Source organism: Cupriavidus necator A5-1, assembly GCF_000744095.1.
GTDB classification, from domain to species: domain Bacteria; phylum Pseudomonadota; class Gammaproteobacteria; order Burkholderiales; family Burkholderiaceae; genus Cupriavidus; species Cupriavidus necator_A.
In genome coordinates this window covers 3,845,689-3,861,497 of record NZ_JQLI01000008.1, presented here as the reverse complement: position 1 = coordinate 3,861,497, position 15,809 = coordinate 3,845,689, and the positions used below count along the sequence as shown (strand labels likewise).

Sequence of the window (15,809 nt, the reverse complement as noted above, 5' to 3'; positions counted from 1 at the left end):
GACGCATCAGTTACGGTTTGGCGTGGATTGGAAAGTGCGCGGAAGCGGTGCTGCTGTAATCGAACAAATGTCGGGGTACGCCGACATTGTCCGGGCCCAGTAATTTTGGCGTATCGGATGCTATCAAAGTGATATGGGAATACCGGTTGAATATGCCGTCCACTTCGCTGCCGGGAAGATTGGCGAAACATTGTCGCCACAAATCCAGGGCGGGTACCGGCGTGACATGCGAAGCGGATCGGTAACCCAGCCCGTTCAGCGTGGCGCCGGGAAAACCTTCAGCGGCGAGGACTCCGCCATTGGCCTGTGCCTGTTGAGAGAGCCGCTCCAGCACCACCGTATCGGGAAGGTTGAAAATTGGCCAGGCCGATTGCACCGGGTTGAACGGAAAGAACGTCACGGCGGCCCCAAGTGCCGCCAGGCCGGAAATGCTGGTCAGCGGATTCAGTCTGCGGGCCTTCTGCACCAGGATGCAGAGCACGACCGCGGGAACGATGTACAAGTCATTCCAGTACCTGGGGTGGTAGCCGTTTTTTGACGCCTTGAACAGCAGCCACGCGGCGACCACGACGCCGATGAAAACCAGTGCGCGCCTGGTTGACCAGGCCAGGCCCACGACGCGCACAACGGCCAGCGCGAACATCAGCAGCAGCACGCCGGCAGCGAACACCATTCGCTCGGGTTGGACGTGGTTCCAGAGCAATGGCTTGCCAAGGGCGGCCGGCACAGGAAGCATCATCCAAGCCGTTACTAACACCAGGGCGGCCAGAAAGATGGCCGGATGCATCCACTGGCGTTTCGCGGCAAGCGCAGTGCGCGCATTGCGGTAATCAAGGAAACACAGGCAAAGCACGACGAACCACGTTCCTGCTACGCCAATCTCGGAGATATTTGCTCCGATCAGGGAGTTGTATGACCGGTCGAACGTGCTTGCAGGAAAAAACTGCGAGAGCCAGCGCTCCACAGGCAGCGCCCCGCCCGAGAAGTTGCGCTGGCCCGGATAGAGGGTCTGCATGGTGCTCAGCAGGTAGTCCTTCAGGTAAAGGACCGCTGTCGCCGCAGCCAGCACCGCAGCGCCGGCAAGACCTGCCAGACGGGCCGGACGCCACCACTCCCGGCCGTAGCAGAGGAAGAAAACGGCCCCCACGAAGGCCAGCGATATGAACAGTGGCGGATAGAAATCGGTTACCAGCCAGCTTGCCGCCAGCCAATAGAAGAGAACCAGCCGCAGTGCGATCGGGGCCTCGATGAAGAGCACGGCCAGGGCGCCAGCGAACAGCGCGATGATTGGCCCTTTCTCATTCCACCAGAATTGCGAGAACCCGGTGAAATAGAGAGACAGCGCAAGCAGCAAGGATTGTGGCCGCGTCGCCCCGGCAACGCGGAACAGCTTGGCGTAGCCGACGATGAAGACCGCGAATATCGCAAACCAGTGAAACGAATACGCGTACGCCGCATTCACGAACGGGTACAGCCACATGGTCGGCTTGAACAGCAACCCCCAGTCCGCAATCGGCAGGCCATAGTTGATGCGCAGGTCCTCGCCATACAGAGATGTGGAATTGAAGCGTTGCAAGCCGTTGCGCACGGTGGCCTGGGTGAGCGGCGTGACCACCGACCACTCATCGCTGCGAATCGGGCGCGGCGTGCCAAAGTGCAGCCCGTCGCCCTTTGCGCCGATGCGTTCCAGCACCACGCCATACGAGGATGGCGACCAGGTATTGCCGACATAGATCAGGCCCAGCAGCAACAGCATGAAACCGACCAGGTGTTTTCGCATCAGCGCGGATAAACGCATATTTGGCTTGTGACGTTCGCGGCGAACAAAGGCCGGATTTTACCTGCCGCCCCGCGTCAGGCGCAGCGCGTCGGCTGACTTAGGCGGAGGCGGTGGCGGCTGCCGTTTTCCGGCTTGAGAGAAGCACAAGGGTGATCCCGAAAACGACGGCAACCGCATTTCCCACCGCGTATCCCAGGACTGCGCCTCGGGTGCCAAGGCGTGGCACGGCGATGGCGTCGACAACCACTGTCGTGGCGAGTACAAGGGCCCACTTTGCCGCGACCCAGCGTGGCTTGCGCAAGTAGATCGGCAACAGGCCCAGGCCGACGTCTGCAAAGATCAGGGCCGATGCCAGGGCGGCGAGTTGCAGCAGGACAACCGTTTCCCCGAATGCTTGGCCATAGAGAAAGTGGACGATCCATTTGGAACAGAGCCCAATGAGAATGGCGCCGCAAAGTCCGACTGCCGCCATCCCGCCGGTGGCGCGTAGCACATTGCGGCGCGCAGCCGCGATGGATTCTTGTGCAAACACGTAAATCGGGGCGACGCCCGCCGCCAGAATGGTCGCAATGGCGGTGAAGTTGTCGAGCACCTGCATGGTGGCCGCGTAGGCGCCCAGCTCGGCAAGCGGTACGGCGGGCTTGAGGATCAGTTGATCGGCGCGGCGCGCGGCGACCATCAGCATGAAGCTGAGCCAGAACAGTGCGCCGTCGCGGATCAGTTCGCGCCTGAGCGACGCATCGTTGGCCGGCACGGCGCGCGGGGCGCGAGACAGGTAATACCAGCTCAGCAATACCGCGGCGATCAGCGGCTCGATCGCGAAGGCGGCGGCATACGCAGGCAGGAGTTGGGTGCCGGAGAGGAACAGTGCCGTGACAAGACCGGCCTTCGCCGTAAGCCCAACCAGATTGAAGACGACATTTGGCCGGTTGTGGGTGCGAGCCTGCATCCACGCGATGACAATGCCGAACGGCTCGCGCAGCACGACCGCGGTTCCCAGTATGGCTGCTGGAACCCAGGTGTCAGCAGGCTGTTGCGTCAAGGCCAGGTAGGCGCACATCAGCGCATAGCCCCCGAGACCGGCCGACAGCCGGATCGCGAACGCATGGGCGATCAGCTTGTGCCTGGCCTCGGGCGTTGGAAGGGCGACCAGGCGTGGCACTACCACCTCGGCGGCGCAGATCAGCGGGACCGATGCCGCGATGAAGACCAGCGACTGCGCGTACTGGAAATGCCCGAAGCCTTCGGCCCCAAGCGCACGCGCCAGCATGCCAACGATGACGATGCCGATCACCACCTGCAAGCCACGATCGGCGAGCATCCACAGCAAGTTGCCGGCAACTCTGCGCCGCATCAGTGGCTGTCCCTCAGTTTTTGGTAATTGACCAGCCATTGCCGTGCGACGGCAGACACGTCGAAGCGGCTGACAATCTGCTGCCTGCGCCGGTCCCGTTGGGCCTGCGTGCCAGGCAGTTGGCGGATTGCTTTCTCGAGCGCGGATGCCAATGCTGCGGCGTCGCCGATGGGGGTGATGGTGGCCGTGTCACCCGCCAGCTCGGCCACGCCTGCGGCGGCGGTCGCCACCACGGGCAGTCCGGTCGCCAGCGCTTCGCCAACGGCGAGCGGCATGCCTTCAATCCGCGACGAGAGCGCGAATACATCGGCTGCGCGCAGCAAGTCCGGAATATCGCTTCGTGCGCCGGCGAGGGTCGCCAGCGTTGCCAGACCGCCCTGTACGATCCGGTCTTGCAGCGTCGGACGCAGCGGACCTTCGCCAGCGATCACCAGCCTGGCATTTGGCACAGCCCTGGCAACAAGCCGGAACGCCTCGATCAGCGTGGCCTGGTCTTTCTCGGATACCAGCCTGCCCACATTCAATACCAGTATGTCCTCCGCATCGAGGCCAAGATCGCGCCGCGCTCGCTCGCGCACCGCGTCATCCGGCCGGAATCGGGTGGTATCGATGCCGTTGGGCATCACGATCACGCGCTGGGCCGGCGCGGCCCCGCTTTCCACCATCGCCTGCCGGCCGGCCTCGCTGACATGGGTGGTCAGCGCGCACCAGCGGTCTGTCAGGCGATAGGCGAGGGTGCGCAGCGTGCCGCCTTCCCGTGCGCTATGCGCGGAGCAGACGACCGGTGGCATGCGGCCGGTCCGGGTCAGTGCCCGTGCAAACAGGTTGCCGTGGACCATATGCGAATGGATGACGTCCGGGCGCCATTGGCGGACGACCTGCCGGGTCTTTCGCAGCGCTGCCAGCATCGACAGCGGGGTCTTGCGCATGCCCAGTTCGGTGATCGCGATGCCGGCAGGAAGATCGATCTCCTGTCCTTCGGTCAGGCTCACGATGGCCACGCTGTTGCCCAGCGCGACAAAGGCGCGGGCGAGTGCGGCGATCTGCTGTTCCGCGCCGCCTAGCCTGAGGCCAGTGGTGATGACAAGGATGCGCAAAGGCTGTGCCACGGTGGCCGGTTCTTCGGCCGCCATCAGCGCGCCCCGTAACCGGTTGCCAGCGTCCGCAGCGTCTTCACCGCAATCAGCAAATCCAGCGCAAGCGAACAGTGCTTGACGTAGTACAGGTCGTAGCTCAGCTTGGTCACGGTTTCCTCATGGCTGCCGGCATAGCCCTGCTGCACCTGTGCCCACCCCGACAGGCCCGGCCGCACCAGGTGGCGGTACGGATAGTAGGCGATGGTCTCGGAGAACTGCTCGACCATCGGCGCCTGTTCGGGTCGGGGGCCGATCAGGCTCATATGCCCCAGGAGAACATTCCACAGCTGCGGGATCTCGTCCAGGCGGTACTTGCGGATGACTCGCCCAACGCGCGTGACACGCGGATCGCGGCGTGCGGCGAACATGGCGGGCGCGCTGCCGTCCACGCCCATGCTGCGGAACTTGAGCATCACGAAGGGCTTGCCGAAGAGGCCGACGCGCTGCTGGCGGAAGATGGCGCCGCCAGGCGTTTCCAGCCGGATCGCGAGCGCGACGGCCAGGCCCAGCGGCACGGCGATCGGCGCCAGGCACAGGACGGTGACGATATCGACCACACGCTTCAGATAGCCGTACAGGTAATGGGCCGCGTAGTCGTCCAGGAAGTTCTCGTCGATATGTGCCAGGCCGACCCGGCCGGTCAGCATTTCGCCAACGCGCTCCACCGAATACATCCGCACATGGCTCATCTTGTAGTGCGCGAGCAGGCGCGTGCGTTCTGGATCGCCGGTGACGCTGCGCTCGACCATCAGGCCGTCGAAATGCCCGGCGTCCTCCAGCGAGCCAACCGGCTCGAAGCGGATGCGGGCTGCCGGCGCGGCGCCGGGCATGGCGAGTATGGCTTCGAGCTGCGTCAATGTGCGCGGATCGGTATACCCGAACAATGGCACATAGTTCTGCACGAAGCGGCGGTACCCGGCCCAGACCCAGGTCAGCGTGATGATATAAGCCAGCAGCAGGGCGCCTCGTGAATACTCGATGTGGAACGCGGCAAAGGCAAAAAGCAGCCCGCAGAAAGGCAGCGTGACCGCCAGCCCTGCCAGGCTGTTGCCTTCCATGGCCGGCAGGTGCAGCGAGCGGTTGAGCAGCATGAACGCGAACAGGTACGGCACCACCGACCACAGCAACGTGCGCGTAAATACGTAGGTGACAAAGCCCGCACGATGGGCCATCTCGGCGAATACCGCGCTGATCGCGAACAACGCCAGGCCGAGCACCGCCCAAGTCAGCATCCGGCTCACCCGGCGCACCGTCTCGGAGCCGCCGATGTGGCGGCGCAGGGCGTGGCGGCGCAGGCTGTCGGATTTTGTGTCCATCATGTCGGCACCCGAGCGGCGCGAGGCGTGCGCGCCAGTGCATCGCGATAGACGGACCAGGTCGCTTCGGTCATCCGTTCCAGCCCATAATGTTGCTCCCAGCGCTGCCGTGCGGCACTGCCGAGCGCGCCGCGCAGCGCGGCGTCTGAGGCAAGGCGTTCCAGCGCTGCAGAAAACCCGGGCTCGTCATTGTGGTCGACCAGCAGCCCATGCTTGTTGTGCCCGATCTGTTCGCGGATGCCGGGCAGGTCCGACGCGATCACGGCGAGTCCGGCCCGCATGGCTTCGAGCACCGACAGCGGCAAGCCCTCATGGTCCGAGGCCAGCACAAAGGCCTGCGCGGACGCCAGCAGGGCGGCAATGTCCGCTACATTGCCCGGGAAACGTATGCGCCCGGGCGCGAGCTGTTGTGCGAGCTGCTCCATGGCTTTGCGCTGCGGGCCGTCGCCTGCCAGCACCAGTTCGCAATCGTGCAGATTTGCTCGCGCAACGGCGCGGATGACCGCGTCGGGTCGCTTTGGCGCGGCAAAGCGCGCGACCATCACAATCCTGCGCAGCGGCGCTTGCGGCGCCGCGCGATGAGCGGTGTCCGGAATGCCATTGGCAATCACCGCGATGCGATCGGCGGGAACCGGCAGTGACCGGGCCAGCTGGCGCTCGGCCTCGGCAACGCAGATCACGCGCGACGCCAGCGGCGCCAGCAGCCACTCCGCCGCGCGCGCGGCAAGACGTTGGCGCCATGGCGCTTCGGGCTTGAAGGCAAAACCGTGCACCGTGTAGACCACGGGGATTCTCAGCAGCAAGCCGGCGATGCGGCCAAGCGCGCCTGCCTTGGCGCTGTGCGCATGGATCAGGTCAGGGGCCGCCGTCTTCAGCGCTTGCACCAGCTCGCGCAAGGCGGTAACGGCGCGCCAGGGAGAAAGGGCGTTGTCGAGCCGAGAAAGCCGCATGATCTTCGCCCCCGTACGGGTGGCGATATCGAACAGCGGCCCCTCGCCGCCCGCCAGCAAGACGGTCTCGGCGCGGCCCTGCATTGACTGCAGCAGGTCACCGACATGCGACTGCGCTCCCCCAATCTCCGAATTGGTGATCAGATAGGCGATGCGCAGGCGCGGCGAGGGCTGTGCGGTGGACGTCAAGTGTGCGTACGAAATTAGCTAGGTCGCAACCGCCACTTGGCCGGAAAGTGCCGGCAAGTTATGGCAGCTTCTGGATGTCGGGCAATCGCAGCCGGAACCGACGGGACCGGACGGCGAAAGGCGGCGCGCCTGGCGGGCGGTAAAGTGTAGCCTCGGGTGTAGGACAGACGCTGAAAATTGCGCCCGTCCGGTATATTGCGGCGATTATACCGCCCGCCAGTCGCGCAATCCGGCAAAATAGCCCCTTTGATTCGTTCCAAGAGCCCGATCTGGCGTCGTCGTCCATGCCTTGGCAGTGTGCGTCGCGCCCGACAGACTGACAGGAAGCCATATGCAAATCGAACCTTCTATTTTCAAAGCCTATGACATCCGCGGCATCGTAGGCAAAACGCTCACCCGAGACGTCGCACGCCTGATTGGCTTGTCGTTCGGTTCGGCCGCGGCAGAACTCGGCGAAAAAACCGTCGTAGTCGGCCGCGACGGTCGCCTCTCCGGCCCCGACCTTATCGCCGGCCTGGTAGAAGGCCTGCGCGCCGCCGGCCTGGACGTGATCGACATCGGCCTGGTCGCCACCCCGATGGTCTACTTCGCCGCCAACATCGAGATCGACGGCGTGCGCGCCACCTCCGGCATCATGGTGACGGGCAGCCACAACCCGCCCGACTACAACGGCTTCAAGATGGTCCTGGCCGGCCAGGCGATCTACGGCGAGCAGATCCAGGCGCTGCGCAAGCGCATCGAGGCCAGCGCATTCGCCAGCGGCAGCGGCGCCTACAAGCAAGTCGATGTGCGCCAGAAGTACCTCGACCGCATCATCGGCGACGTCAAGCTGGCCCGTCCGATGAAGATCGCGCTGGATGCCGGCAACGGCGTGGCCGGCGCCTTCGTCGGCGACCTGTTCCGCGGCTTGGGCTGCGAAGTGACGGAGCTGTTCTGCGACGTCGACGGCAACTTCCCCAACCACCACCCCGATCCCGCGCATGTGGAGAACCTGCAGGACCTGATGCAGTGCCTGCGCGAGACCGACTGCGAGCTGGGCCTTGCCTTCGATGGCGATGGCGACCGGCTGGGCGTGGTGACCAAGGACGGGCAGGTGATTTTCCCGGACCGCCAGCTGATGCTGTTCGCCGAGGAGATCCTGTCGCGCAATCCGGGCGCGCAGGTGATCTACGACGTCAAGTGCACCGGCAAGCTGGCGCCGTGGATCCGCCAGCACGGCGGCGAGCCGCTGATGTGGAAGACCGGCCATTCGCTGGTGAAGGCCAAGCTGAAGGAAACCGGTGCGCCGATCGCCGGCGAGATGAGCGGCCACGTGTTCTTCAAGGACCGCTGGTACGGCTTTGACGATGGCCTGTACACCGGTGCGCGCCTGCTGGAAATCCTGTCGCGCCACGCCGATCCGAGCGCGGTGCTGAACGCGCTGCCCAACGCCAACAACACGCCCGAGCTGCAGCTCAAGTGCGCCGAGGGCGAACCGTTCACGCTGCTGGACAAGATCAAGGCGAACGCCAAGTTCGAAGGCGCTCGCGAGGTGATCACCATCGATGGCGTGCGCGTGGAATATGCCGATGGCTTTGGCTTGGCGCGTCCATCCAACACCACGCCGGTGGTGGTGATGCGCTTCGAGGCTGACAACGACGCGGCGCTCGCGCGCATCCAGGCGGAGTTCAAGCGCGTGATCCTGGCCGAGAAGCCGGATGCTCAGCTCCCGTTCTGAGCGCACGGCGGTGCCACAGGCATCGCCGGACGCGTCCGGGGTGGTGCAACCCATGCCGGTGGCGGCGCCGTTTCCGTTGCCGGAGCGGCCGCGCATCCTGCTGGTCAAGGTGTCGTCGCTGGGGGACGTGGTCCACAACATGCCGCTGGTTCACGACCTGCGCATGCGCTGGCCGGACGCCGAGATCGACTGGGTGGTGGAAGAAGGCTACGTCGAACTGGTGCGCCTGTTGCCGGAAGTGCGCCGCGTGATCCCGTTCGCGCTGCGGCGCTGGCGCAAGCGCATCCTGCAGGGCGGTACCTGGCGCGAGATCGGCGCGGTGCGCGATGCACTGCGCGCCGAGCGTTACGACGCCGTGATCGAAAGCCAGGGTCTGCTCAAGACCGCGGTGGTCGCGCGCGTGGCGACGCGCGCGCCGGGCGCGCCGATCATCGGGCTGGGCAATGCCACGCAGGGCTCGGGTTATGAGCCGGCGGCACGGCTGCTGTACACCGACCCGGTGTGCGTGCCGCGCCAGACCCATTCGGTGCGCCGCTCGCGCTTGCTGGGCGCGGCGCTGACCGGGACGGCGCCGGCGGAGCCGCCGCGATTTTTCGGGCCGGCCGCGCAGTCCTTGCATGTCGACGATCCGTTGTGGGCGGACCTGCCCGCGCGCTATGCGGTGTGCTTCCATGCGACGGCCGGCGCGCGCAAGAAGTGGGCGGTGCAGAACTGGCACGCGCTGGGCAACCGGCTGCGCGCCGAGGGCCTTGCCATGCTGCTGCCGTGGGGCAACGACAAGGAGCGCCAGGCCGCCGAAGAGATCGCCGCCGGCGTGCCGCAGGCGCAGGTGCTGCCGCGCTTCTCGGTGATGCAGGGCTTCGGGCTGATCAACCGGGCCGAGGTGGTGATCGGCGTCGATACGGGTCTGGTCCATATCGCCGCGGCGCTGTGCCGCCCCACGGTGGAAATCTACACCGCCACTTGGCGCTGGAAGACCGAGGGCTACTGGTCCGATCGCATCGCCAATGTCGGCGACGACGGCGTGGTGCCGTCGGTCGATGAGGTCTACGAGGCCGCCTGCCGCGTACGCGGGGTGCCTGCCTGATGCTGCGCCTGATCTACAGCCTGTTGTGGCTGGCCGTGTTGCCGCTCGCGCTGCTGCGCCTGGCATGGCGTGCGCGCAAGGAGCCGGGCTACGTGCAGCACGTCGGCGAGCGCCTGGGCATCTACGGCAACCTGCCAAGGAAGGGCCCGTGGCTCTGGGTCCACGCCGTGTCAGTCGGCGAGACCCGCGCCGCGCAGCCGCTGATCGAAGCCCTGCTCGGTGCCTATCCGCACCACCGCCTGCTCCTCACGCACATGACGCCGACCGGCCGCCAGACCGGCGCGCAGCTGTTCGGCAAGGAGCCGCGCATCCTGCAGTGCTACCTGCCGTATGACCTGCCGTGGCTGGTGAGGCGGTTTATGCGGTATTTCCGGCCGGAGGCGGGAGTGCTGATGGAGACCGAGGTGTGGCCCAATGTCGTGCACGGTGCGCGCAAGGCGGGGGTGCCGCTGTACCTGGTCAACGCGCGCCTGTCGCCGCGCAGCTTCCGGCGCACGGCACGCTTCGGGCGCGCGGCGGCGTCGATGTACCGGGACTTTGCGGGCGTGCTGGCGCAGACGGCCGGCGATGCCGAGCGCTTTCGCGCGCTGGGCGTGCCGGCGGTGCAGATCACCGGCAACCTGAAGTTCGACATGCAGCCCGCACCGGCGGGCGTGGCGCTGGGCGAACGGCTGCGCAAGGCGTTCGGCGCACGCAAGGTGCTCGCGGCCGCCAGCACGCGCGAAGGGGAGGAGCCCCTGCTGCTCGACGCCTTCTCGCGCTGGCAGGCGTTGGCTGGCGACGTACCGCGTCCGGCCTTGCTGCTGATCCCGCGTCATCCGCAGCGCTTCGATGAAGTGGCGGCGATGGCGGCGCGGGCGGGGTTTTCGGTCGAACGCCGCAGTGCGCTGGATCTCGACAAGGTGCAGGCCCCGATCACGGCGGATATCGTGCTGGGCGATTCGATGGGCGAGATGGCGATGTACTTCGCCGCGTCGGACCTCGCCTTTATCGGCGGCAGCCTGATGCCGCTGGGCGGGCAGAACCTGATCGAGGCCTGCGCGGTCGGCACGCCGGTGCTGATCGGCCCGCATACTTTCAACTTCGCGCAGGCGACGGAGGATGCGATTGCCGCGGGTGCTTGCCTGCGCGTCGGCAATGCCGATGAGCTGGTACGTACCGCCGCCGGTGTGCTGGCCAAGCCGGCGCGCCTGGCCGACATGCGTGCGCATGCGCAGACCTTTGCCGGCCTGCATCGCGGCGCGACCGTCCGCACGCTGGCCGCGCTGGCGCCCGCGCTGGAAGACTGAGCTGACGACTAAGGCGCCGCGCTGGATGGCGGCGCCTTGACCAGCCCATCCCACTGCGCGGAAATCCGCTCCAGCGCAAATCCGTTCGCCTTGGCTCGGCCCCTGGCGGCAAGCCGGCTTGCGGTTTCCGGCTCCCGGATCACCGTCAGCAGCGCCGCGGCCAGCGCCTCGGCGTTGTCCGCCGGAACGACCAGTGCGTCCTGTCCCGGCGCAAGCAGTTCGCGCGGCCCGGTCTCGCAATCGGTCGATACGATCGGCAGGCCGAAGGCCATGGCTTCGATCAGCACCAGGCCAAAGCCTTCATAGCGCGAACTCAGGCAGAACACCGACGCACGCCCATAGGCCTGCTCCGGATCGTGGCAGACGCCCGGCAGGCTGACCCGGTCTTCCAGGCCGAGCTGCGCGGCCAGCGCGGTCAGGGCAGCGCGCTCCTCGCCTTCGCCGTGGATGAGCAGTTGCCATTCCGGCTCCTGTGCCGCGACCTGCTGCCAGGCGTGCAGTAACACATCGAAGCCCTTTGCCGCCACCAGCCGCCCCATGGCAAGCACGGTCTTCTGCGTGCGCGGCGCGGGCGCGGCGGGCATGGGAAAGGGCAGCGGATTGGGCAGGCAAACCACGTCGCAGCGCGGGCGCAGGGCTTCCAGCCAGCGGCTGCGGTCCCGTTCCGTCAGCACCACCACCTGCCGGCAGAAGCGCGCCGCCAAGCGCCTGGCGAGCTTGCGTGCCGGCTTGCCGAGATCCTCGTCGAAATGGCAATGCTCCCAGGCGATATGGTGCAGTCCCATGCCGGCGGTGGCCGGCAGCACGAACAGCGCGAGCATGGTGTCGACCTGTACCAGCACCTCGGTCCGGTGCGCGGCGCAATGGCGGCGGATGCCGGCCACGGTGGCGAGATATTCGCGCCGGAACGACGGCCTCTGCGCGAACAGCGCTTCATGGCGGATGGCCGGATGCAGCGGGAACTGGCTGGCCGCATCCCACAGGCTCAGGATGGTGACGTGGTGGCCGAGCGCCGCGAGCGCGTTGGCGATGGTCGCGGTCATGCGCTCGGCCCCCGCCATCGCGTTGAGCGTGCCGGTCAGGAAGCAGATACGGCGTCCCGTCATGGGTGCGGCTGTGGCGCGGCGTAGCGGCTGGCTGCGCGCGGGTTGTGGCGATGCATGGCTACCAGGGCGATAGAGTCGGAGGGCAGGGCCGGGCCTGCAATTATCCTTGGCTTTGCGCCGCGATGGTGGCGATCGTGGTGTGAAATGCCAGCGCGGTACACTACGCGCAGCATTGTGCAGCCGGCAATGCTGAACTTGCATGAATCCGCCAGGCTCTAAGCCAGCATGAAGCGCCGATGGCCGCAAATGGCCCCGGCGCCTTGTCACAGGAGCTTACCCCTATGCAGACATCCCTTCGCGGTACCTGTCGGACGATCGGCCTGCGCAGCGCCGCCTTTGCCCTCGTCACCGTTGCCGCCACACTTGCCGCCTGCACCACCGGCCCGGCGCCGGGCCTGCCCAGTGCCGGCGCCAGCCTGAACCAGACCCAGCCCTCCGGCCCGAGCCGCTGGGAACTGGTGCGCTGGCAGCAGGCCGACGGCACGCTGCGCGACATCCCGCATGGCGACAACGGCCAGCCCATCATCTTCGAGTTCAACGACGGCATCGATGCCGCGCAGGGCACGGTCAGCGGCACCAGTGGCTGCAACCGCTTTACCGGCAGCTATGGCAAGACCGACACCGGCATCCGCTTCGACCGCATCGCCGGCACGCGCATGGCCTGCCCGCCGCCGCGCATGGAACTGGAATCCGCGCTGCTCAAGGCCATGCAGACGCCGTTCGCCACCATCGGCACGCAGCCGTCGGCGGGCAGCACCGGCCGGCAGATCGTCTGGAAGACCGTCAGTGGCGACCTGCTGCAGTTTGTCGAGCGTGAAGGCGTGGGCAAGCGCGGCGCGCGCATGGATGCGGGCGGCGTGGAGAAGACCGTCTATATCGATGCGCAGCGCGTGGAGTGCACGGGCGTTGGCAAGACGATGTGCTACCGCTGGCGCGAATCGCCCGATGCGCCGTGGCAGCTCTGGTATGGCCCGATCGAAGGGCTGGACTTCGAGCAGGGCGTGTCCTACAAGCTGCGCGTGCGCGAGTACCAGGTGCCGAACCCGCCGGCGGATGCGTCGTCGATCCGGTGGCAGTTGCTGAATGTGGAGTCGCGCACGCGGGCACGGTAGGGTAAGCCGTCACCAAAGCAAAACGGGCCAATCGCGGCCCGTTTTGTTTTGTGCCCGCCGCTCAGGAGCGCGGCGTGCCTGCCGCAATCGCGTCACGCCGCCCGCCCCGGCGTTCGGCCGCGGACGCGGGTTTTGCCGGCACCTTGCCGTTCGCCTGCGCCGGCAGCTTGTACAGCGCCCCCGGCGCCGAGGTCAGCAGCGTATTGATCTGCACCACGTCCGACTCCTGCAGCACGCCGGTGGAAGCCTTCAGCCGCAGCCCGTTCATGATGGTGTCGTAGCGCGCCCTGGACAGGTCGCGGCGGGTGGAGAACAGCTGCGCCTCGGCATTGAGCACGTCGATATTGATACGCACACCCACTTCGTAGCCGAGCTGGTTGGACTCCACCGCGCTCTGCGCCGAGCGTTCCGCCGCTTCCAGCGCCTTCACCTGCGCCAGCCCGTTGGACACGCCCGAGTAAGTCTGCCGCGCCGTCTGCGCGGCGGTGCGGCGGGCAAATTCCAGGTCGCTGGCGGCCTTGTCGGCGAGCGCCAGCGTTTCGCGCACGCGCGACTGGATCTGGCCGCCGGCAAAGATCGGCATGGTCAGCTGCACGCCGATCTGCGACGCGTTGTAGTGGGTCGAGATCGCCTGCGTGGCGCTGCCGGTCTGGTTGGTGAAGCCATACGACGCCACCAGGTCGACCGACGGCAAATGCCCGGCCTTGGCCTTGTTGGTCTCGCGCTGCGCGGTCTCGAGGTTGTAGCTGGCGAGGTTGACTTGCAGGTTGCTGCTCTCCGCCTGCGCGGCCCACGCGTTGACGTCGGGCGGCTGCGGGCCGGGAAGAGGGGCTTCGGGGCGCAGACCGAGCAGTTCGTCGACCGGCTTGCCGGTGATCTGCTGCAGCGTGGCGCGCCGGATCTCCAGGTCGCTCTGCGAGGCGATCTCGGTCGAGGTCGCCAGGTCGTAGCGGGCCTGGGCGTCGTTGGTATCGGTGATGGTGGCGGTGCCGACCTCGAAATTGCGCTTGGCCTGCTCCAGCTGCTCGCCGATGGCCTTCTTCTGCGCGCGCGCCAGGTACAGGTTGTCCTGCGCCGCCAGCACGTCGAAGTACGCCTGCGCTGCGCGCGTGATCAGGTCGAGCTCGGCCTGGTGGAAGGTGACTTCGCCCGCCAGCGCGGCCAGTTCGCCCTGCTTGTAGGTTTCCCAGCGGTCCCAGCGGAACAGCGGCTGGCTCAGCTGCAGCTGCCAGTTGTTGTTGTTGAAGAAGCGCGTGCCGGAGGCACTGGCGCCGGTGCCGAGCGGCAGCGACGCGGTCTGGTCAAGCTTGGTGCGCGACGCGCCAGCGGTGCCGATGACCTGCGGCAGCAGCCCGGCGCGCCCCTGCGGCAGCCTCTCGCGCGTGGCCAGCAGCTGCGAGCGGGCGCTGGCGAACTGCGCGTCATTGGCTTGCGCATCGCGATAGACCTGCAGCAGGTCGGCCGCGCTTGCCGGTGCCGCGGGCAGCACGGCCAACAGCGGGGCAAGCAGGGAAACCGCGATCGCCAGGCGTGTCCGGATCGCTCCGGGCAGGGCGTTGGGCGCAAACGTCATGACACCTCCAGGTTGCCGGGCACAGCCACGGCCTACGGTCGTTTCTTCTTCGGATTGCTGCCTGGGTGCCTGCCCAGGACTGCCGCGGTCGCGGCCGGCCCGCCGGTTGGTTACCGGCGGGCCGCGGCTGGCTTCAGTACTTCGGCATGGCCGGGTCGATCTCGCTGGCCCACGCGTCGACGCCGCCGGTCAGGTTGTAGACCTTGCTGTGGCCCTGGCGCTCCAGGTAGGCGGCCACCTGCATGCTGCGCATGCCGTGGTGGCAGATGCAGACGATGTCGGCGTCCTCGTCCAGCTCGGCCGCGCGCGCGGGGATGTCTCGCATCGGGATGTGAGTGATGCCGGGCATGGCGCAGGTCTGCACCTCCCAGCCTTCACGCACGTCGAGCAGGACCGGTTTGGCGCGGCTGGCGTCGGCCAGCCACTGGGCCAGTTCGGTCGGCTTGATGACCTGCATGATGACTCTGTCCTCAGAACTGGAACTGCGAGGGCCGGGCCGCGCCCTGCAGGGGCTTGACCGCGGTCTCGAACAGGTTGACGACCTGGTATTCGGTCTCGGACAGGCGCGTGATCAGACGCGCTTCCATCACCGGCAACTCGCCCACAAACGCGGCGATGCGCCCGCCCACCTTGATCTGCGACAGGATCGACTGCGGGATGGCCGGCAGCGAGCCCGAGATGCAGATCACGTCGTAAGGCGCGGCGGCGCTCCAGCCGTCGGCGGCGTTGCCTTCGGCCACGTCGACATTGGTGACGCCGGCATTGGCCAGGTTGGTGCGGGCCAGCTCGACCAGCTCAGGCACGATGTCCACGGTCAGCACGTGGCGGGCGCGGTTGGCCAGCAGGGCGGCCATGTAGCCGGAGCCGGCGCCGATTTCCAGCACGTTTTCATGCTTGCGCACGGCCAGGTCCTGCAGGATGCGGGCTTCCACCCGCGGCGGCAGCATGTTCTGCCCGGCGGGCAGCGGAATCTCCATGTCGACGAACGCCAGCGAGGCGTACGCGGTCGGGACGAACTGCTCCCGCTTGACCACCGCCAGCAGGTCCAGGATTTCCTGGTCCAGCACGTCCCACGGGCGGATTTGCTGTTCGATCATGTTGAATCGGGCTTTTTCGAGATCCATCTTGCCATTCCTTACCAAGGCCAACCGCTGTCGTTCTGTGCGCCGGCCGCGCGGTGCCCACGGCCGGACAGTCTTA

At 66.8% G+C, this 15,809-nt stretch carries 13 protein-coding genes; 4 read left to right on the top strand and 9 right to left on the bottom strand.

The genetic code is table 11. The annotated features are described in order from the left end of the window. Positions 1 to 10: 10 nt before the first annotated feature. From K307_RS41980 to K307_RS41960, 5 genes are all read right to left on the bottom strand, one after another. Positions 11 to 1,798, bottom strand: coding sequence for a DUF7657 domain-containing protein (locus K307_RS41980; RefSeq protein ID WP_155301378.1), 1,788 nt, complete (start codon positions 1,796 to 1,798; stop codon positions 11 to 13). 79 nt (positions 1,799 to 1,877) lie between these two features. Then, positions 1,878 to 3,134 carry a lipopolysaccharide biosynthesis protein gene (locus K307_RS41975; protein ID WP_042886923.1) on the bottom strand — a complete coding sequence of 419 codons (1,257 nt, stop codon included), beginning with the start codon at positions 3,132 to 3,134 and terminating at the stop codon, positions 1,878 to 1,880. Continuing rightward, positions 3,134 to 4,267, bottom strand: a complete 1,134-nt coding sequence (locus tag K307_RS41970) for a glycosyltransferase (RefSeq protein WP_042886922.1) — start codon at positions 4,265 to 4,267, stop codon at positions 3,134 to 3,136. Before K307_RS41970 ends, K307_RS41975 begins: the two co-directional genes overlap by 1 nt. Next, positions 4,267 to 5,586 (bottom strand): exopolysaccharide biosynthesis polyprenyl glycosylphosphotransferase, encoded by a 1,320-nt coding sequence (locus K307_RS41965; protein WP_042886921.1) that lies wholly within the window; start codon positions 5,584 to 5,586, stop codon positions 4,267 to 4,269. Before K307_RS41965 ends, K307_RS41970 begins: the two co-directional genes overlap by 1 nt. After that, positions 5,586 to 6,725 (bottom strand): glycosyltransferase family 4 protein, encoded by a 1,140-nt coding sequence (locus tag K307_RS41960; protein ID WP_042886920.1) that lies wholly within the window; start codon positions 6,723 to 6,725, stop codon positions 5,586 to 5,588. The genes K307_RS41965 and K307_RS41960 overlap by 1 nt, the downstream gene beginning before the upstream one ends. Positions 6,726 to 7,056: 331 nt before the next feature. Between K307_RS41960 and K307_RS41955 the strand changes: the two genes are divergently transcribed. From K307_RS41955 to waaA, 3 genes are read left to right on the top strand one after another with little or no spacing between them, the layout of a single operon-like run. Beyond that, positions 7,057 to 8,442 carry a phosphomannomutase/phosphoglucomutase gene (locus tag K307_RS41955; protein WP_042886919.1) on the top strand — a complete coding sequence of 462 codons (1,386 nt, stop codon included), beginning with the start codon at positions 7,057 to 7,059 and terminating at the stop codon, positions 8,440 to 8,442. After that, positions 8,423 to 9,529 carry a lipopolysaccharide heptosyltransferase I gene (gene waaC, locus K307_RS41950; RefSeq protein WP_042886918.1) on the top strand — a complete coding sequence of 369 codons (1,107 nt, stop codon included), beginning with the start codon at positions 8,423 to 8,425 and terminating at the stop codon, positions 9,527 to 9,529. Before K307_RS41955 ends, waaC begins: the two co-directional genes overlap by 20 nt. Next, the gene (gene waaA, locus K307_RS41945; protein ID WP_042886917.1) at positions 9,529 to 10,818 is read left to right on the top strand and encodes a lipid IV(A) 3-deoxy-D-manno-octulosonic acid transferase; all 1,290 of its coding nucleotides are present in this window, start codon (positions 9,529 to 9,531) and stop codon (positions 10,816 to 10,818) included. The genes waaC and waaA overlap by 1 nt, the downstream gene beginning before the upstream one ends. Positions 10,819 to 10,826: 8 nt before the next feature. On the opposite strand, the gene K307_RS41940 is transcribed toward waaA, so the two are convergent. Beyond that, positions 10,827 to 11,924 carry a glycosyltransferase family 4 protein gene (locus K307_RS41940; RefSeq protein ID WP_042886916.1) on the bottom strand — a complete coding sequence of 366 codons (1,098 nt, stop codon included), beginning with the start codon at positions 11,922 to 11,924 and terminating at the stop codon, positions 10,827 to 10,829. Positions 11,925 to 12,205: 281 nt separating this feature from the next. Here K307_RS41940 and K307_RS41935 point away from each other — a divergent pair, with 281 nt between their 5' ends. Next, the gene (locus K307_RS41935) at positions 12,206 to 13,036 is read left to right on the top strand and encodes an META and DUF4377 domain-containing protein (protein WP_051975417.1); all 831 of its coding nucleotides are present in this window, start codon (positions 12,206 to 12,208) and stop codon (positions 13,034 to 13,036) included. Between the two features lie 61 nt (positions 13,037 to 13,097). On the opposite strand, the gene K307_RS41930 is transcribed toward K307_RS41935, so the two are convergent. The 3 genes from K307_RS41930 to K307_RS41920 form a co-directional block, all read right to left on the bottom strand. Beyond that, entirely contained in the window at positions 13,098 to 14,609 is a 1,512-nt protein-coding gene (locus K307_RS41930; RefSeq protein WP_042886915.1) for a TolC family outer membrane protein, read from the bottom strand. A 133-nt stretch (positions 14,610 to 14,742) separates the two neighbouring features. Then, positions 14,743 to 15,066: a rhodanese-like domain-containing protein gene (locus tag K307_RS41925; RefSeq protein WP_042886914.1), complete on the bottom strand. Its 324-nt coding sequence runs from the start codon at positions 15,064 to 15,066 to the stop codon at positions 14,743 to 14,745. 13 nt (positions 15,067 to 15,079) lie between these two features. Next, positions 15,080 to 15,733, bottom strand: a complete 654-nt coding sequence (locus tag K307_RS41920) for a protein-L-isoaspartate O-methyltransferase family protein (RefSeq protein WP_042886913.1) — start codon at positions 15,731 to 15,733, stop codon at positions 15,080 to 15,082. Positions 15,734 to 15,809 lie beyond the last annotated feature (76 nt).